At 63.7% G+C, this 18,412-nt stretch carries 17 protein-coding genes; 14 read left to right on the top strand and 3 right to left on the bottom strand.

What is annotated here, in order from left to right; genetic code table 11:
• Window positions 1–54: 54 nt before the first annotated feature.
• Complete coding sequence (gene argA / locus CAG29_RS01960; protein WP_085581035.1) at window positions 55–1,353, top strand: amino-acid N-acetyltransferase; 1,299 nt, start codon at window positions 55–57, stop codon at window positions 1,351–1,353.
• Between the two features lie 81 nt (window positions 1,354–1,434).
• Here the strand turns inward: argA and tauA are convergent, their stop codons facing one another.
• A complete protein-coding gene (gene tauA, locus CAG29_RS01965; RefSeq protein WP_256576776.1) occupies window positions 1,435–2,370 on the bottom strand; it encodes a taurine ABC transporter substrate-binding protein in 936 nt (311 codons plus the stop codon).
• A gap of 418 nt (window positions 2,371–2,788) precedes the next feature.
• On the opposite strand from tauA, the gene CAG29_RS01970 reads away from it, so the two are divergent.
• From CAG29_RS01970 to CAG29_RS02005, 8 genes are all read left to right on the top strand, one after another.
• Complete coding sequence (locus CAG29_RS01970) at window positions 2,789–4,138, top strand: OprD family porin (protein WP_085630129.1); 1,350 nt, start codon at window positions 2,789–2,791, stop codon at window positions 4,136–4,138.
• A 294-nt stretch (window positions 4,139–4,432) separates the two neighbouring features.
• Window positions 4,433–5,071, top strand: a complete 639-nt coding sequence (locus tag CAG29_RS01975) for a peroxiredoxin (RefSeq protein ID WP_085581029.1) — start codon at window positions 4,433–4,435, stop codon at window positions 5,069–5,071.
• Window positions 5,072–5,326: 255 nt separating this feature from the next.
• Window positions 5,327–5,920, top strand: coding sequence for an NADPH-dependent FMN reductase (ssuE, locus tag CAG29_RS01980; protein ID WP_085581027.1), 594 nt, complete (start codon window positions 5,327–5,329; stop codon window positions 5,918–5,920).
• A gap of 89 nt (window positions 5,921–6,009) precedes the next feature.
• Window positions 6,010–6,975, top strand: a complete 966-nt coding sequence (locus CAG29_RS01985) for a sulfonate ABC transporter substrate-binding protein (RefSeq protein ID WP_085693802.1) — start codon at window positions 6,010–6,012, stop codon at window positions 6,973–6,975.
• A 25-nt stretch (window positions 6,976–7,000) separates the two neighbouring features.
• Window positions 7,001–8,149 (top strand): FMNH2-dependent alkanesulfonate monooxygenase, encoded by a 1,149-nt coding sequence (ssuD, locus tag CAG29_RS01990; RefSeq protein WP_085581023.1) that lies wholly within the window; start codon window positions 7,001–7,003, stop codon window positions 8,147–8,149.
• A 9-nt stretch (window positions 8,150–8,158) separates the two neighbouring features.
• The gene (ssuC, locus tag CAG29_RS01995) at window positions 8,159–8,941 is read left to right on the top strand and encodes an aliphatic sulfonate ABC transporter permease SsuC (protein ID WP_085693803.1); all 783 of its coding nucleotides are present in this window, start codon (window positions 8,159–8,161) and stop codon (window positions 8,939–8,941) included.
• Window positions 8,938–9,744 (top strand): aliphatic sulfonates ABC transporter ATP-binding protein, encoded by an 807-nt coding sequence (gene ssuB / locus CAG29_RS02000; protein WP_085581019.1) that lies wholly within the window; start codon window positions 8,938–8,940, stop codon window positions 9,742–9,744. Before ssuC ends, ssuB begins: the two co-directional genes overlap by 4 nt.
• Window positions 9,745–9,770: 26 nt before the next feature.
• Complete coding sequence (locus CAG29_RS02005; RefSeq protein ID WP_085581017.1) at window positions 9,771–9,986, top strand: molybdopterin-binding protein; 216 nt, start codon at window positions 9,771–9,773, stop codon at window positions 9,984–9,986.
• Window positions 9,987–10,062: 76 nt separating this feature from the next.
• On the opposite strand, the gene CAG29_RS02010 is transcribed toward CAG29_RS02005, so the two are convergent.
• Window positions 10,063–10,695 carry a TetR/AcrR family transcriptional regulator gene (locus CAG29_RS02010; protein ID WP_085581015.1) on the bottom strand — a complete coding sequence of 211 codons (633 nt, stop codon included), beginning with the start codon at window positions 10,693–10,695 and terminating at the stop codon, window positions 10,063–10,065.
• A gap of 242 nt (window positions 10,696–10,937) precedes the next feature.
• Window positions 10,938–12,314: a glutamine synthetase family protein gene (locus CAG29_RS02015; protein ID WP_085581012.1), complete on the bottom strand. Its 1,377-nt coding sequence runs from the start codon at window positions 12,312–12,314 to the stop codon at window positions 10,938–10,940.
• Window positions 12,315–12,592: 278 nt separating this feature from the next.
• Between CAG29_RS02015 and CAG29_RS28060 the strand changes: the two genes are divergently transcribed.
• From CAG29_RS28060 to CAG29_RS02035, 5 genes are all read left to right on the top strand, one after another.
• Window positions 12,593–12,949 (top strand): glutamine amidotransferase, encoded by a 357-nt coding sequence (locus CAG29_RS28060; protein ID WP_139831472.1) that lies wholly within the window; start codon window positions 12,593–12,595, stop codon window positions 12,947–12,949.
• 93 nt (window positions 12,950–13,042) lie between these two features.
• Complete coding sequence (locus tag CAG29_RS02020) at window positions 13,043–14,401, top strand: glutamine synthetase family protein (protein ID WP_085581010.1); 1,359 nt, start codon at window positions 13,043–13,045, stop codon at window positions 14,399–14,401.
• Window positions 14,402–14,457: 56 nt separating this feature from the next.
• Window positions 14,458–15,822, top strand: a complete 1,365-nt coding sequence (locus tag CAG29_RS02025) for an aspartate aminotransferase family protein (RefSeq protein ID WP_085581008.1) — start codon at window positions 14,458–14,460, stop codon at window positions 15,820–15,822.
• A 172-nt stretch (window positions 15,823–15,994) separates the two neighbouring features.
• Window positions 15,995–17,104, top strand: coding sequence for a polyamine ABC transporter substrate-binding protein (locus CAG29_RS02030; protein WP_085581006.1), 1,110 nt, complete (start codon window positions 15,995–15,997; stop codon window positions 17,102–17,104).
• Window positions 17,105–17,292: 188 nt separating this feature from the next.
• Window positions 17,293–18,390 (top strand): polyamine ABC transporter substrate-binding protein, encoded by a 1,098-nt coding sequence (locus CAG29_RS02035; protein ID WP_085581004.1) that lies wholly within the window; start codon window positions 17,293–17,295, stop codon window positions 18,388–18,390.
• Window positions 18,391–18,412: the final 22 nt, after the last annotated feature.

Below are 18,412 nucleotides of genomic sequence, written 5' to 3' on the forward strand. Positions count from 1 at the left end.
TGCGTTTTCCGTTCCGCCCCTTTTCCGGCTGCTATTTATTACAGGCCCAGGTTCATGCCCGAATACGTCAATTGGCTTCGTCACGCGTCCCCTTATATCAATGCCCATCGCGACTGCACCTTCGTCGTCATGCTGCCCGGCGACGGCGTGGAGCATCCGAACTTCGGCAACATCGTCCATGACATCGTGCTGCTGCACAGCCTCGGCGTGCGCCTGGTGCTGGTGCACGGCTCGCGCCCGCAGATCGAGGCGCGCCTGGCCGCCCGCGGCCTGACCCCGCATTACCACCACGGCATGCGCATCACCGACGCCGCCACCCTGGAATGCGTGATCGACGCCGTCGGCCAGCTGCGCATCGCCATCGAGGCGCGCCTGTCGATGGACATGGCCTCCTCGCCGATGCAGGGCTCGCGTCTGCGGGTGGCCAGCGGCAACCTGGTCACCGCGCGGCCGATCGGCGTGCTCGAAGGCGTCGACTACCACCACACCGGAGAAGTGCGCCGGGTCGACCGCAAGGGCATCAACCGCCTGCTGGACGAGCGCTCCATCGTGCTGCTGTCGCCGCTGGGCTACTCGCCGACCGGCGAAATCTTCAACCTGGCCTGCGAAGACGTCGCCACCCGCGCCGCCATCGACCTGGGGGCCGACAAGCTGCTGCTGTTCGGCGCCGACCTGGGCCTGATCGACGAGCACGGCCACCTGGTGCGTGAACTGCGTCCGCAGCAAGTGCCGGCGCATCTGCAACGCCTGGGCAGCAACTATCAGGCGGAACTGCTCGACGCCGCCGCCGAAGCCTGCCGCGGCGGCGTGGCCCGCAGCCATATCGTCAGCTATGCCGAAGACGGTGCGCTGCTCACCGAGCTGTTCACCCGTGACGGCGGCGGCACGCTGGTGGCCCAGGAGCAGTTCGAGTTGGTGCGCGAGGCGGCCATCGAGGACGTCGGCGGCCTGCTCGACCTGATCAGCCCGCTGGAGGAGCAAGGGATTCTGGTGCGCCGTTCCCGCGAGGTGCTGGAGCGCGAGATCGAGCAGTTCAGTGTGGTCGAGCGTGAAGGCATGATCATCGCCTGTGCGGCGCTGTACCAGATCGCCGATTCGGACGCCGGCGAGCTGGCGTGCCTGGCGGTGAACCCGGAGTACCGCCACGGCGGCCGCGGCGACGAGCTGCTGGAGCGCATCGAGACCCGCGCCCGTGCCCAGGGCCTCAAGACCCTGTTCGTGCTCACCACCCGCACCGCGCACTGGTTCCGCGAGCGCGGGTTCGAGCCGAGCAGCGTCGAACGCCTGCCGGCGGCGCGGGCGTCGCTGTACAACTATCAGCGCAATTCGAAGATCTTCGAAAAAAGCCTGTAACCGCGTCGTTCCTATCGCGGGCAGGCCCGTTCCCTAAGGACGGATGCGATCCTTGTGGGAGCGGGCTTGCCCGCGAAGCTTTTATGGCGCGACAAACTTCGCGCTGACATACGGCGAATAGTCCGCCAGCACCGTCTCGACCTTGCCCTGTTCCTTCAGGAACTTCGCCGTCTCGCCGATCGCCTTCGCCGTGCCGCCGTCCAGCAGCGCGGCGGTCTGCTGCGCCCGGGCGTCGGGGAACGCCGAGCCGGCGAGCAGTTCCGGCACGTCCGCTGCGTTGGCACCGGTCAATTTGGCGATTTTCTGCACCGGCGCCGAGTCGGCGGTCCAGCTGTCCTTATGCGCCGCATAGTCGGCGAACGCATCGAGCGTCACCTTGGCGAACCCGGCGACAACGTCCGGGTGTTTCTCGGCGTAGTCCTTGCGCGCGACCCAGACCTCGAAGGTCGGCGCGCCCCACTGGCCGACCTGCGCGGCGTCGGTCAGGGTCTTGCCGGTCTTGCGGATTTCCCCCAGCGCCGGCGACCAGACGAACGCGCCGTCGATGTCGCCGCGCTTCCAGGCCGCCGCGATCTCGGCGGGCTGCAGGTTCACCACCTTGACCTTGGAGGCGTCCAGGCCCCAGTGCTTAAGCGCACCGAGCAGGCTGTAGTGGGAGGTGGAGACGAACGGCGTGGCGATGGTCTTGCCGATCAGGTCCTGGGGTGTGTCGATGCCGCTGCCGTTGCGCACCACCAGGGCTTCGGCGCTGTTGATCTGGGCCGACACGATGAACGCCACGATCGGCAGGCGGCGCGAGGCGGCCGCCGCCAGCGGGCTGGAGCCGAGGTTACCGATCTGCACGTCGCCGGAGGCGATGGCTGTCACAACTTCCGGGCCGCTGTTGAAGCGGCGCCAGTCGATCTTCTCGCCGAGGGCCTTTTCATAGGTGCCGTCGGCCTGGGGCACCTTGCTCGGGTCGATGCCGGTCTGATACCCGACCGTGAGACCGAATGCCTGGACAGAAAAAGAAATCATCGCCGACACACAAACTGTAACAAATTGACTAGATAGTGCGCGTTTAGCCATCATGGCGTCGCCTTTTCGAAAGGGATTGACGTATTGGGGTTGTGTCAACGCTAATCGATCTAAAAAAAGGCGACAAAATACCGTTTAGGAATGAGCTTAGGCGCCGATACGTTGTAGCCCGGCGTGGTGGCCAGTGGATGGCAATATTCCATAATGGTATTAAAAAGAATCAATAAATTCTTTTTGGCTGTATCAGGAAATCATTACCCTGCAGGGACCGAATCACTGCGATTAGACCTTGGTCGTAGGCGCACAAGGTTGCGATTGACTTGTCAGTCACGGTCTGGCGCTAATCGCGCATCTTAGGATCCAGGGGCATCAGACCCCGGACCAGGAACACAAGAATTAGAAACGAGAGGAGCGTTACATGAACAAGTCCACCTTGGCCCTGGCTGTGGCCGTAGGGGTTTTGGCGCAGCAGGCAAGCGCCGCCGGTTTCATCGAAGACAGCAAGGCCACCTTGGGGCTGCGTAACTTCTACATCAACACCGACAACCGTGACTCCGGCACCAAAGCCGCAGGCGCCCAAAGCAAGAACGAAGAATGGGGCCAGGGCTTCGACCTGCGCTTCACCTCCGGCTACACCCAAGGCACCGTAGGCTTCGGTCTCGACGCCATCGGCCTGCTGGGCGTGAAGCTGGATTCGGGCGGCGGCACCAACGGCGCCACCGCGACCTCCTACGGCGGCACCGTGTTCCCGAGCAAGTCCAACGGCGAAGCCGTGGACAACTTCTCCAGCCTGGGCCTGACCGCCAAGGCCAAGATCTCCCAGACCGAACTGAAGCTGGGCACCCTGCAGCCTAAAAACCCGGTCATCGTGACCAACGACGGCCGCATGCTGCCGCAGACCTGGCAGGGCGGCCAGATCACTTCCGGCGAGATCAAGGACCTGACCCTGGTCGGCGGTCAGATCGAAGCCGTGAAAGGCCGTAACTCCAGCAACAACGAGAACCTGTCCGTCGGCGGTGCGAACGCTCGTGTGGCCAACAGCAACAAGTTCTACTACGCCGGTGGTGACTACAAGCTCACCAAAGACCTGACTGCCCAGTACTACTACGGCAACCTGGAAGACTTCTACAAGCAGCACTTCCTGGGTCTGGTGCACAACTGGGCAATCGGCCCGGGCGTGCTGAAGTCCGACTTCCGCTACTTCCACAGCAGCGATGACGGCAAGAACGGCAACACCGCGGCCTACTTCGGCAACGGTAACTACGTCGGCAACGTCAGCGGCAAAGGCCCGATCGACAACAACCTGTACAGCGGCCTGTTCCTGTACACCGTTGAAGGTCACACCTTCGGTGGCGGCTACCAGGTGTCCAACGGCAGCTCCGACTTCCCTTGGCTGAACCAGGGCGATGGCTCGTCGAACTACACCATCACCGACATGCAGATCCAGAAGTTCGGCCGTGCCGGCGAGAAAACCTGGCAGGCGCGCTACTCGTATGACTTCGCCAAGATCGGTGTGCCTGGCCTGACCGCCGGCATGGTCTACCTGCGCGGCAGCGACATCGACACCGTGGGTTCCAACCGCCGCGAAAACGGCAATGGCGCCTCCGAGTGGGAACGCGACCTGACCATCGGCTACGTCGTGCCGGAAGGCCCGCTGAAGAACCTGGGCCTGATGTGGAAAAACGCCACCTGGCGCAACGACATCCCAGGTCAGCGTGACCAGGATGAAAACCGCCTGATCGTCAGCTACTCGATCCCGCTGCTGTAATAGCACGCCTGAGTCGCCGATGAAAAAAAGCCCCGTCCGGCATTGCGCCGGACGGGGCTTTTGCGTTTCGGGTCGGGCCCACCCCCGTAGACCCTTCCCGAGGTTTCCCTCTTTACTGCAACTCAAGGCCTTCTCGAACCTTGGGGCCGATGGTGGTCGCGATGCTTGGAGGCGTCCAGTGAACAGATGTTTAATATTTCTGTTTGATCTAAATATCTAGTTATTTATTCTTTTTCAGAAGATCAAAAGCCGAGCTACAGTTGTCTTCTCCACCCACTCATCAGGAGCAGCACCATGAGCCTCAGACTCGGCGACATCGCCCCCGATTTCGAACAAGACTCCAGCGCCGGCAAGATCCGCTTCCATGAATGGCTGGGCGACAGTTGGGGCGTGCTGTTTTCCCACCCGGCAGACTTCACCCCGGTGTGCACCACGGAACTGGGCTTCACCGCCAAGCTCAAGGATCAGTTCGCCCAGCGCGGCGTGAAGGCCATCGCGCTGTCGGTGGATCCGGTGGACTCGCACCACAAGTGGATCGAAGACATCAACGAAACCCAGAACACGGTCGTCAATTTCCCGATCCTGGCCGACGCCGACCGCAAGGTGTCCGACCTCTACGACCTGATCCACCCCAACGCCAGCGACACCCTCACCGTGCGCTCGCTGTTCGTGATCGACCCGAACAAGAAGATCCGCCTGACCATCACCTACCCGGCGAGCACCGGGCGCAACTTCCACGAGATCCTGCGGGTGATCGACTCGCTGCAGCTCACCGATAACCACAAGGTGGCCACCCCGGCCAACTGGCAGGACGGCGACGAGGTGGTGATCGTGCCGTCGCTCCAGGATCCGGAAGAAATCAAACGGCGCTTTCCCAAGGGCTATCGGGCGATCAAGCCGTACCTGCGCCTGACGCCGCAGCCGAACAAGTGATTCCCCGGAGCGTGCCTGCCCGCGATGAGGCCGGCCCGTTCGACGCAGACTTCAAGTGCAGTACCCGCAAAGCAGGGTTTCAGGCCGTTTCGACGGCCTGTTTTTTTGCCTGGAGGAAATGATCGCGCATATCTCTACAGGGAATAACCAAATGAATAAATATGATTTATGGATATATAAATGAGCTGGTAAGGTCACTCCATCAAGCGAGACCGCAACCCGCGAATCGCCCGCAACAGGCAAGGAATCATTTGAATGCTGGTGGTATCGCTCGGAGGCAGTCCCAGCCAACGCTCCCGTTCCGGGGTGTTGCTGGAGCGTTCGCAACGCTGGTTGCAGCAGCACGGTGTGGAGGTGGTGAGTTACCAGGTGCGGGACTTTCCCGCCGAGGATCTGCTCCACGCCCGTTTCGACAGTCCGAAGGTGCTCGACCTGCTGCGGCAGATCGAAAACGCCGACGGCCTGCTGATCGCCACGCCGGTGTACAAGGCCTCGTTTTCCGGCGCACTGAAGACCGTGCTCGACCTGCTGCCCGAACGAGCCCTGAGCCACAAGATCGTCTTGCCGATGGCTACCGGCGGCAGCATCGCCCACATGCTGGTGGTCGACTACGCCCTCAAGCCGGTGCTGTCGGCCCTCAAGGCCCAGGAAATGCTGCAGGGCATCTTTGCCGAAGACAGCCAGATCGCCTATGGCGAAGGCAGTGCCCAGCCGCAGCTTGCGCCGGCGCTGGAGCAGCGGCTGCATGAAGCCCTGGAACTGTTCGTCGCGGCCATGGCCCGCCGTCCCCAGCCTCTGGTGCCGGGCCTGCTGAACGAACGTCTGCTGAGTGCCCGCTGGAGCATTTGAGCTTCACCCGAATCTGACATCACTGGCCTTACTCGCCCGCCAACGGGCAAGCAGGTGCAGCCAAAACCAACTGCAAAAAGGAGAGCGCTATGCGCACTGTATTTTTGCGTCGCGGTCTGGTCGCTCTGTTTGCTGCGGCTGTGTCCTTCGGCGCCATCACCCAGGCCCAGGCCGAGACGTTGCGGATCGGCTATCAGAAGTACGGCACGCTGGTGCTGCTCAAGGCCAAGGGCACCCTGGAAAAGCGTCTGGCCGCCCAAGGCGTGGACGTGCAGTGGACCGAGTTCCCCGGCGGTCCGCAATTGCTGGAAGGCCTGAACGTCGGCTCGATCGACTTCGGCGTCACCGGCGAAACCCCGCCGGTCTTCGCCCAGGCCGCCGGCGCCGATCTGCTCTACGTGGCCTATGAGCCGCCGGCGCCGGACAGCGAGTCGATCCTGGTGCAGAAGGACTCGCCGATCAAAACCGTCGCGGATCTGAAAGGCAGGAAAGTCGCGTTCAACAAGGGCTCCAACGTCCATTACCTGCTGGTGCGCGCCCTCGAAGACGCCGGCCTCAAGTACAGCGACATCCAGACCGTCTACCTGCCGCCGGCCGATGCCCGTGCGGCGTTCGAGCGCAACAGCGTCGACGCCTGGGTGATCTGGGATCCGTACCAGGCCGCCGCCGAACAGCAATTGCAGGCGCGCACCCTGCGCGACGGCAAAGGCCTCGTCGACAACCACCAGTTCTATCTGGCGACCAAACCCTACGCCCAGAAGCATCCCGAGGTGATCACCGCCCTCGTGGAGGAAGTGCGCGCGGTCGGCGAATGGTCCAAGGCCAACCCCGAAGACGTCACCCGCCAAGTCTCGCCGCTGCTCGGCCTGCCGGCGGACATCACCCTGACCTCGGTGAAGCGCCAGGGTTACGGCGCGCTGTTCCTGACGCCGGACGTGGTCGCCGCGCAACAGAAAATCGCCGACACCTTCTTCCAGCTCAAGCTGATCCCCAAGCCGCTGAGCATCAAGGACGTGATCTGGACCCCGCCGGCCGCCGTGGCCAAGGCACCTTAACTCGAATTCCCAAGGAGACCACTCCATGAGCCTCAACATTTTCTGGTTCCTGCCTACCCACGGCGATGGCCATTACCTTGGCACCGCCGAAGGCGCCCGCGCCGTCGACCACGGCTACCTGCAGCAGGTCGCGCAAGCGGCGGACCGTCTGGGCTTCGGCGGCGTGCTGATCCCCACCGGCCGTTCCTGCGAGGACTCCTGGCTGGTGGCCGCATCGCTGATTCCGGTGACCCAGCGCCTGAAGTTCCTGGTGGCCCTGCGCCCCGGGATCATTTCCCCGACGGTGGCGGCGCGTCAGGCGGCGACGCTGGACCGGCTGTCCGGCGGCCGCGCGCTGTTCAACCTGGTGACCGGCGGCGACCCGGAAGAGTTGGCCGGCGACGGCCTGTTCCTCGATCACGAAGCGCGTTATCAGGCCTCGGTGGAGTTCACCCGGATCTGGCGCCGGGTGCTGGAAGGCGAAACCGTGGACTACGACGGCGAGCACATCAGCGTGAAGGGCGCCAAGCTGCTCTATCCGCCGATCCAGCAGCCGCGTCCGCCGCTGTACTTCGGCGGTTCGTCGGAGGCGGCCCAGGACCTGGCCGCCGAGCAGGTGGAAATGGTGCTGACCTGGGGCGAACCGCCGGCGGCGGTGGCCGAGAAGATCGAACAGGTTCGCGCCAAGGCCGCCAAGCTCGGCCGCACCGTGCGCTTCGGCATCCGCCTGCATGTGATCGTGCGCGAAACCAACGCCGAGGCCTGGCGGGCGGCGGACCGGCTGATCTCGCACCTGGACGACGACACCATCAAGCGGGCCCAGGCCTCGCTGGCGCGGTTCGACTCGGTAGGCCAGCAGCGCATGGCCGCGCTGCACGGCGGCAGCCGCGACAACCTGGAAGTCAGCCCGAACCTGTGGGCCGGTGTCGGCCTGGTGCGCGGCGGGGCCGGCACGGCGCTGGTCGGCGACGGCCCGACCGTGGCGGCCCGGGTGAAGGAGTACGCGAACCTGGGCATCGACACCTTCATCTTCTCCGGTTATCCACACCTCGAAGAGTCGTACCGGGTGGCCGAGCTGCTGTTCCCGCACCTGGACATCGAACGGCCGGAGGTGCCGAAAAGCGCCGGTTACGTCAGCCCGTTCGGCGAGATGGTGGCCAACGACATCCTTCCCAAAGCCGCGTCCCAGAGCTGAGGCGTCGCCATGAAGAAGCTTATCCACAGCCTTGCGCCCTGGGCGTTGCCGGTGCTGTTGCTGGCGGTGTGGCAGTTGTCGGTGTCGGCCGGTTGGCTGTCGACGCGGATCCTGCCGGCGCCGGTGGCGGTGGTCGAGGCCGGCGTCAGCCTGGTGCGCAGCGGCGAGATCTGGACGCACCTGGCGATCAGCGGCTGGCGCGCCGCGCTGGGCTTCACCATCGGCGGCGGCATCGGCCTGGCGCTGGGCTTCATCACCGGCCTGTCGAAGTGGGGCGAGCGCCTGCTCGACAGCTCGGTGCAGATGATCCGCAACGTGCCGCACCTGGCGCTGATCCCGTTGGTGATCCTGTGGTTCGGGATAGACGAGTCGGCGAAGATTTTCCTGGTGGCGCTGGGCACGCTGTTCCCGATCTACCTCAACACCTACCACGGCATCCGCAACGTCGATCCGGCGCTGGTGGAGATGGCCCGCAGCTACGGCCTGTCCGGGTTCGGCCTGTTCTGGCAGGTGATCCTGCCGGGGGCGCTGCCTTCGATCCTGGTGGGGGTGCGTTTCGCGCTGGGCTTCATGTGGCTGACGCTGATCGTGGCCGAAACCATCTCCGCCAGCTCCGGCATCGGCTATCTGGCGATGAACGCCCGGGAGTTCCTGCAGACCGACGTGGTGGTGCTGGCGATCCTGATGTACGCGGTGCTCGGCAAGCTGGCCGATCTCGCGGCCCGGGGGCTGGAACGTGTGTGGCTGCGCTGGCATCCGGCCTATCAGTCGGTGAAAGGAGGTGCGGCATGACCGCTCAACAGCCTCCGCGCCTGCTGCGCGGGATCCCGCTGGCGCTGCGCAACCTGCAAAAGACCTTCGGCGCGCGGCAGGTGCTGCGCGACATCGACCTGCACATCCCGGCGGGGCAGTTCGTCGCGGTGGTCGGGCGCAGCGGTTGCGGCAAAAGCACCTTGCTGCGTCTGCTCGCCGGCCTCGACCGGCCCACCGGCGGCGACCTGTTGGCCGGCGCGGCGCCGCTGAGCGACGCGCGGGAAGACACCCGCCTGATGTTCCAGGAAGCCCGGCTGCTGCCGTGGAAGCGCATCATCGACAACGTCGGCCTGGGCCTCAAGGGTGACTGGCGGGCCCAGGCGCTGCAAGCGCTGGACGCGGTGGGCCTGGCGGACCGGGCCGATGAGTGGCCGGCGGCGTTGTCGGGCGGGCAGAAGCAGCGCGTGGCCCTGGCCCGGGCGCTGATCCACCAGCCGCGCCTGCTGTTGCTCGACGAGCCGCTGGGCGCGCTGGATGCCCTGACCCGGATCGAAATGCAGCAACTGATCGAACGCCTCTGGCAGCAGCACGGCTTCACCGTCTTGCTGGTGACCCACGACGTCAGCGAGGCGGTGGCGGTGGCCGACCGGGTGATCCTGATCGAGGACGGCGAAGTCGGCCTCGACCTGGCCGTGGAGCTGCCGCGCCCGCGGGTGCGCGGTTCGCACCGGCTGGCGGCGCTGGAAACCGAAGTGCTCAACCGCGTGTTGTCCCTGCCCGGCGAACCGCCGGCGCCGGAACCTGTTTCACCCTTGCCCACGCAATTGCGCTGGGCCCAATAACGCAAGCAAACGACAGGAACCATGCCATGACCATCAAAGCCATCAACGTACGCAACCAGTTCAAAGGCACCATCAAGGAAATCGTCCTGGGCGACGTGCTGTCGGAAATCGACGTGCAGACCGCCTCCGGGATCGTCACCTCAGTGATCACCACCCGCTCGGTCAAGGAGCTGGAACTGGACGTGGGCAGCGAAGTGATCGCCTTCGTGAAGTCTACCGAGGTGTCCATCGCCAAGTTGTGAGGCTGTGGATACAGACAACCCCGAAGGGTGCGAACCCTTCGGGTTTTTTTGTGCCTGGCTTGAGTGGGGCAGGGCCCTAGAGAACCCGCTTGGGCAGGTACGGCGGCAGGTACAGCCCGATGTAGGCATCGAACACCCGCATCCCTTCCTCGGCCATGCGCGGGGTGATCTGCCCGTGCTGCTGCACCGAGCGGGCGTAGACCCGGTCGCCCAGTTCCATGGCCAGGGCGAACACGTCCACATCGTCCGGCAGTTTCGGCAGTTCGAAATGGCGGTCGAACAGCTTGTGCATCAGGTCGCCCAGTTCCAGGTCGTGCTGGCGGTCGGCCTGGGTGACCTCGGTGAGGCCGTGCTGGGCCAGGATCAGTTGGCGGGCGGCGGCGTCCTGGTCGTAGATCTCCAGCATGCGCTGCTCGACCAGCCGCGACAGGTCGCGCCAGTCGCGCAGGGCCTCGTGGTCGATGGGCAATTGCAGGCAGGCGCGGAACGCGGCGTGGACATCCGCCGTGAGCCCTTCGAGCAGCGCCGGGACGCTGGCGAAGAAATGGTAGACCGAGGAGGGCGGGATCTGCGCGCGCTCGGCGACGCTGTAGATCGACAGGCTGCCCACGCCCTCGGCGGCCAGCAACGTGCGTGCGGCATCGAGAATCGAGTCGATCCGCGCTTGGCTGCGGGCACGGGGTTTGCGGACGGGGGCGGGGCGCGTCATGGAAGTCTCCTGCGGGGCAGCGGGCATTGTACGAGGCGGCCTGTGCGTTGTCTGCCCGGACGCCATCGCTGCGGTGCGGCGACCCGACAAGCCAGCTCCCACAAGGTCCCGGGATAAACACATATTGTGTAAGCACCATTAATCCCTGTGGGAGTTGGCTTGCCAGCGATCCGCCGCAGGCGGCCATAAAAAAACGCCGTCGGCTGACTCAGCCGACGGCGTTCTCGATCACCGCAATCCGCTTAGACGGTATGCAGGTACCAGTTGTACTCAAGGTCGGAGATGGAGTGCTCGAACTCCTCCAGCTCGCTTTCCTTGCACGCGACGAAGATGTCGATGTACTTCGGATCGATGTACTTGGCCATCACCTCGCTGTCGTCCAGCTCGCGCAACGCGTCGCGCAGGTTGTTCGGCAGGCTCTGCTCGTTCTGCTCGTAGCTGTTGCCTTCGGTCGGGGCCGGCGGCTCGATCTTGTTGGTCAGGCCGTGGTGCACGCCCGCCAGCACCGAAGCCATCAGCAGGTACGGGTTGGCGTCGGCGCCCGCTACGCGGTGCTCAAGGCGTACCGCGTCGGCGGAGCCGGTCGGCACGCGCAGGGCCACGGTGCGGTTGTCCAGGCCCCAGCTCGGCGAGTTCGGCACGTAGAACTGCGCGCCGAAGCGACGGTACGAGTTGACGTTCGGGCAGAGGAAAGCCATCTGCGCGGGCAGGGTCTCGAGCACACCGCCGATCGCGTGACGCAGCGCGGCGTTCTGCTCGGGATCCTCGCTGGCAAAAATGTTTTTGCCATCCTTGTCGAGTACCGAAATGTGCACATGCAGGCCGTTGCCCGCCTGGCCCGGGTAGGGCTTGGCCATGAAGGTGGTGTCCATCTCATGGTCGTAGGCGATGTTCTTGATCAGGCGCTTGAGCAGCACTGCGTAGTCGCATGCCTTGATCGGGTCGGCGACGTGGTGCAGGTTGACCTCGAACTGCGCCGGGGCGCTTTCCTTGACGATGGCGTCGGCCGGGATGCCTTGCTCCTTCGCGCCTTCGAGGATGTCCTGGAGGCAGTCGACGTATTCGTCGAGGTCGTCGATCAGGTAGACCTGGGTCGAGTGCGGGCGTTTGCCGGAGATCGGCGAGCGCGGCGGCTGCGGACGGCCGTTCACGTTCTCCTGGTCGATCAGGTAGAACTCAAGCTCGAACGCGGCGCAGATGGTCAGGCCCAGTTCGTCAAACTTTGCGACAACTTGACGGAGCACTTCGCGCGGGTCGGCGAAGAACGGATCGCCTTCGAGTTCGTGCATGGTCATCAGCAGCTGCGCGGTCGGGCGCTTCTGCCAGGGTTCGTTGCACAGGGTATCGGGGATCGGATAGCAGATGCGGTCCGCGTCGCCGATGTCCAGGCCCAGGCCGGTGCTTTCCACCGTCGAGCCGTTGATGTCCAGGGCAAACAGGGAGGCCGGCAGGTTGATGCCTTTCTCGTAAACCTTGTGGAGGCTGGTGCGTTCGATGCGCTTGCCGCGCACCACACCATTCATATCCGCAATCAGAAGGTCGACGTACAGAACCTCAGGATGTTCCTTAAGGAACGCGTTCGCTTCGTTGAGCTGAACGGCACGCGGGGGTACCGACATGATGCAACACCTTTTTTGTTAAAAATATCAATCATTGATCTTTTCGGGTTTCAGTCAACCCGAACGGCCTGCCGAAGTCAAGCGAGGCCTTTTTTGCCCTAAAAAAGCGCCACGGGGGCATTTATGGGGCGCTTTGGGGCTTTTTTTTGTCCGCGGAATTCACGCCACCCGCGGGCTTGAGCAGGCCGTGTTGTATTTTTTACGGGGGTGTTGTGTAAAAAAATGAACAAGGCTAAGCTCGGGTCAAACCCATAACAGCAATAATACCGGGGTGCTTCATGTCTCGCCTGCCGATCATCGGCGTCACCGACGGCTTCCAGCCGTCTGGCCAGCATGCTCATCACATCAGTGGCGACACGTCCGTGCGCAGCGCGGCCGGCAAGGCCCGTGGCCTGTCGAAGGGACTCCTGTCCCCGGCGGGAAAAGCGTCGGCGTCCGGTATTGAGGACGCACGCGGCGGCATCCCCTTCAGCGGTTCTCCTTTCAATATAGATCGCTTTCATTCCTCCGGCCTGTGCGGTGCCCGGCGCGGTGCACACGATTCTGCACACCCAAGGTTCGCACAGGAAATGCAACGCCAGCGTAAAGGGCAGGTAAGCTCCTCCTTCATTGTCGATGCGCGGTGCCCGGCGTAAGCCGGCACTGCGCGCACGCAAGCCCCCTTTAACGCGACGCCCCGTGCGTCAAACAAGGCCTGACACGCGTCAGGCGACAGCCCAGAGGCACTTATGAGCACCAACCTCGACCAGCTCACCGATTGGTTGAAAGACCACAAGATCACAGAAGTCGAATGCATGATCAGCGACCTGACCGGCATCACCCGGGGCAAGATCTCGCCGACCAACAAATTCATCGCCGAAAAGGGCATGCGCCTGCCGGAGAGCGTGCTGCTGCAGACCGTGACCGGCGACTACGTCGAAGACGACATCTATTACGAACTGCTCGACCCGGCGGACATCGACATGGTCTGCCGTCCCGACCAGAGCGCGGTGTACCTGGTGCCGTGGGCCATCGAGCCGACCGCCCAGGTGATCCACGACACCTACGACAAGCAGGGCAACCCCATCGAGCTGTCGCCGCGCAACGTGCTCAAGAAGGTTCTGAAGCTCTATGCCGACAAGGGCTGGCAGCCGATCGTGGCGCCGGAGATGGAGTTCTACCTGACCAAGCGCAGCGACGACCCCGACTATCCGCTGCAGCCGCCGGTGGGCCGCTCCGGGCGTCCGGAGATCGGCCGCCAGTCGTTCTCCATCGAGGCGGCGAACGAATTCGACCCGCTGTTCGAAGACGTCTACGACTGGTGCGAACTGCAGGAGCTGGACCTGGACACCCTGATCCACGAGGACGGCACCGCGCAGATGGAAATCAACTTCCGTCACGGCGACGCGCTGTCCCTGGCCGACCAGATCCTGGTGTTCAAGCGCACCATGCGCGAAGCCGCGCTCAAGCACGACGTGGCCGCGACCTTCATGGCCAAGCCGATGACCGGCGAACCGGGCAGTGCGATGCACTTGCACCAGAGCATCATCGACATCGAGACCGGCAAGAACATCTTCTCCAACGAAGACGGCACCATGAGCCAGCTGTTCCTGCACCACATCGGCGGCCTGCAGAAGCTGATCCCCGAGCTGTTGCCGCTGTTCGCGCCGAACGTCAACTCGTTCCGCCGCTTCCTGCCGGACACCTCGGCGCCGGTGAACGTGGAGTGGGGCGAAGAGAACCGCACCGTGGGCCTGCGCGTGCCGGATGCCGGCCCGCAGAACCGCCGGGTGGAGAACCGCCTGCCGGGCGCCGACGCCAACCCGTACCTGGCCATCGCCGCGAGCCTGCTGTGCGGCTACATCGGCATGGTCGAGGGCTTCAACCCGAGCGCGCCGGTGGTGGGCCGCGGCTACGAGCGCCGCAACCTGCGCCTGCCGCTGACCATCGAGGATGCCCTGGAGCGCATGGAGAAGAGCGCCACCATCGAGAAATACCTGGGCAAGAACTTCATCACCGGCTACGTCGCGGTCAAGCGGGCCGAGCATGAAAACTTCAAGCGCGTGATCAGTTCGTGGGAGCGCGAATACCTGCTGTTCGCCGTCTGACGCGCCCGGCGCGGCCGTCGCACGCCGCGCCTTCACCGATAACAAGGAGAATTGGCATGACCAGCAACAACCCGCAAACCCGTGAGTGGCAAACCTTGAGCAGCGAGCATCACCTGGCTCCGTTCAGCGACTTCAAGCAGTTGAAGGAGAAGGGCCCGCGGATCATCACCAATGCCAAGGGCGTGTACCTGTGGGACAGCGAGGGCAACAAGATCCTCGACGGCATGGCCGGCCTGTGGTGCGTGGCCATCGGCTACGGCCGCGACGAACTGGCCGACGCCGCCGCGAAACAGATGCGCGAGCTGCCGTACTACAACCTGTTCTTCCAGACCGCCCACCCGCCGGCGCTGGAACTGGCCAAGGCCATCGCCGACGTGGCGCCCGAGGGCATGAACCACGTGTTCTTCACCGGCTCCGGCTCCGAAGGCAACGACACCATGCTGCGCATGGTCCGCCACTACTGGGCGATCAAGGGCCAGCCGAACAAGAAAGTCATCATCAGCCGCAAGAACGGCTACCACGGCTCCACCGTGGCCGGCGCGAGCCTGGGCGGCATGACCTACATGCACGAGCAGGGCGACCTGCCGATCCCGGGCATCGTCCACATCGCCCAACCGTACTGGTTCGCCGAAGGCGGCGACATGACCCCCGAAGAGTTCGGGATCTGGGCGGCCAACCAGCTGGAAGAGAAGATCCTGGAGATCGGCGTGGACAACGTCGGCGCCTTCATCGCCGAGCCGATCCAGGGCGCGGGCGGCGTGATCATTCCGCCGGACACCTACTGGCCGCGCATCAAGGAGATCCTCGCCAAGTACGACATCCTGTTCGTGGCGGACGAAGTGATCTGCGGCTTCGGCCGTACCGGCCAGTGGTTCGGCAGCGATTTCTACGGCCTCAAGCCGCACATGATGACCATCGCCAAAGGCCTGACGTCCGGCTACATCCCGATGGGCGGCCTGATCGTGCGCGACGAAGTGGTGGCGGTGCTCAACGAGGGCGGCGACTTCAACCACGGCTTCACCTACTCCGGCCACCCGGTGGCGGCGGCGGTGGGGCTGGAGAACATCCGCATCCTGCGCGAAGAGAAGATCATCGAGCGCGCCCACGAGGAAACGGCACCGTATTTGCAAAAGCGTCTGCGTGAACTCAACGATCACCCGCTGGTGGGGGAAGTGCGCGGGGTCGGCCTGCTGGGGGCCATCGAGCTGGTGCAGGACAAGGCCACCCGCAAGCGCTACGAAGGCAAGGGCGTGGGCATGATCTGCCGCCAGTTCTGCTTCGACAACGGGCTGATCATGCGCGCCGTGGGCGACACCATGATCATTGCCCCGCCGCTGGTGATCAGCAAGGCGGAAATCGATGAGCTGGTGACCAAGGCGCGCAAATGCCTGGATCTGACCCTGAGTGCGTTGCAAGGCTAAGTGCTAGGCTCTTTGCGTGGGTGCCGCCGGCATGCGCGCACGGAGCTGTCAGAAAGGCCGGTCTTTCCTTGAAAGACCGGCCCGGATCTTGCCAGACTAGCCGCGGTTCCGGTTGTCGGGGTTCGGCCGCTGAACAAAGTGGTTCAAAAAAGAAAAATTTGGAGCATGACGCATGAAGGCATTAGGTAAAAAGCTTGCTGGCAAGACACTGCTCGCCCTGTCCGTGGCGGGCATGATGGCGGGTGCGGTCCACGCGGACGACAAAGTGCTGCACGTCTACAACTGGTCGGACTACATCGCGCCGGACACCATCGCCAACTTCGAGAAGGAGTCGGGGATCAAGGTCGTCTACGACGTGTTCGACAGCAACGAGACCCTGGAAGCCAAGCTGCTGGCGGGCAAGTCCGGCTACGACGTGGTCGTGCCGTCGAACAACTTCCTGGCCAAGCAGATCAAGGCCGGCGTCTACCAGGAGCTGGACACCTCCAAGCTGCCGAACTGGAAGAACCTGAACCAGGATCTGCTCAAGGCCGTGTCGGTCAGCGACCCGGGCAACAAGCACGCCTTCCCGTACATGTGGGGCTCGATCGGCATCGGCTACAACCCGGAGAAGGTCAAGGCGGCGCTGGGCACCGACAAGATCGATTCCTGGGACGTGCTGCTCAAGCCTGAGAACATCGCCAAGCTCAAGGGCTGCGGCGTGAGCTTCCTCGATTCGCCGACCGAAATGATCCCGGTCGCGCTGCATTACCTGGGCCTGCCGACCGACAGCCAGAAGAAAGACGACATCAAGAAGGCCGAGGAACTGTTCCTCAAGATCCGTCCTTCGATCACCTACTTCCACTCCTCCAAGTACATCTCGGACCTGGCCAACGGCAACATCTGCGTAGCGGTCGGCTACTCGGGTGACGTGCAGCAGGCCAAGTCCCGTGCCGCCGAGGCGGGTGACAAGGTGAAAGTCAGCTACGCCATTCCGAAGGAAGGCGCTGGCAGCTTCTTCGACATGGTCGCCATTCCGAAGGATGCCGAAAACGTTGAAGGCGCCTACAAGTTCATGACCTTCCTGCAGAAGCCTGAAGTCATGGCCGGCATCACCAACGCCGTACGCTTCCCGAACGGCAACGCCGCCGCCACGCCACTGGTGGAGAAGGACATCACCAGCGATCCGGGCATCTACCCGCCGGCGGACGTGCAGGCCAAGCTGTATGCGATCGCCGACCTGCCGGCCGCGACCCAGCGTGAGCTGACCCGCAGCTGGACCAAGATCAAGTCCGGCAAATAAGCCGGTTTGAGGCAGCGACCGCTGGCCGTCGTCCCCGCGAGGGCGGCCAGCGGCGCAATTAAATGACTGAAAGTTTTGCTTGAACGGTTTTTCGAGGGTAAGTTGCGCGCCGGTTTTGTTGCCGGGCAGCCACGGCTGTCATGCAATGCGGGGCAACTTGGGCCCAACTGATTTTAGAGGACCTTCACTTGCCTATTTTTTCTTCGTTGCGCAATGCCCTGCTGGCCGCAGTCGGCCTGACCTTCGCTGTCGGAGCCCAGGCCGCCGGTACGGTGCATATTTATAACTGGTCGGACTACATCGGCGAGACCACCCTGGCGGACTTCCAGAAGGCCACCGGGATCAAGCCGGTCTACGACGTGTTCGACTCCAACGAAACCCTGGAAGGCAAGCTGCTGGCCGGCCGCACCGGCTACGACGTGGTCGTGCCGTCGAACCACTTCCTGGGCAAGCAGATCAAGGCAGGGGCGTTCCAGAAGCTCGACAAGTCCCAGCTGGGCAACTACGGCAATCTCGACCCGGCGCTGCTCAAGCGCCTGGAGCAGAACGACCCGGGCAACCTGTATGCCGTGCCGTACCTGTGGGGCACCAACGGCATCGGCTACAACGTCGACAAGGTCAAGGCCGTGCTGGGCGTCGACAAGATCGATTCCTGGGGCGTGCTGTTCGAGCCTGAGAACATCAAGAAGCTGCAGAGCTGCGGCGTGGCGTTCCTCGACTCGGCCGACGAAATGATGCCGACCGTGCTCAACTACCTGGGCCTGGACGCCAACAGCACCAGCGAGGCCGACTACAAGAAGGCCACCGAGAAGCTTTTGGCGGTGCGTCCGTACGTGACCTACTTCCATTCCTCCAAGTACATCACCGACCTCGCCAACGGCGACATCTGCGTGGCGGTCGGCTTCTCCGGCGACATCTTCCAGGCCAAGCACCGCGCCGAAGAGGCCAAGAAGGGCGTGAACATCGCCTACGCGATCCCGAAAGAGGGCGGTGCGCTGTGGTTCGACATGCTGGCGATCCCCAAGGATTCGACCAACGTCAAAGAGGCCCATGCCTTCATCAACTACCTGCTCAAGCCTGAGGTGATCGCCCAGGTCAGCGACTACGTCGGTTACGCCAACCCCAACCCGGGGTCGGACAAGCTGATGGAACAGTCCATCCGCACCGATGAGGCGGTCTACCCGCCGCAGGCCATCCTCGACAAGCTCTACGTGTCGAAGGAATTGCCGCCCAAGATTCAGCGTTTGATGACCCGCAGCTGGACCACGGTCAAGTCGGGCAAATAACTTCAAGGATCAAACTATCCAG

It is taken from the genome of Pseudomonas sp. B7(2017), assembly GCF_002112745.1.
GTDB lineage: Bacteria > Pseudomonadota > Gammaproteobacteria > Pseudomonadales > Pseudomonadaceae > Aquipseudomonas > Aquipseudomonas ekonensis.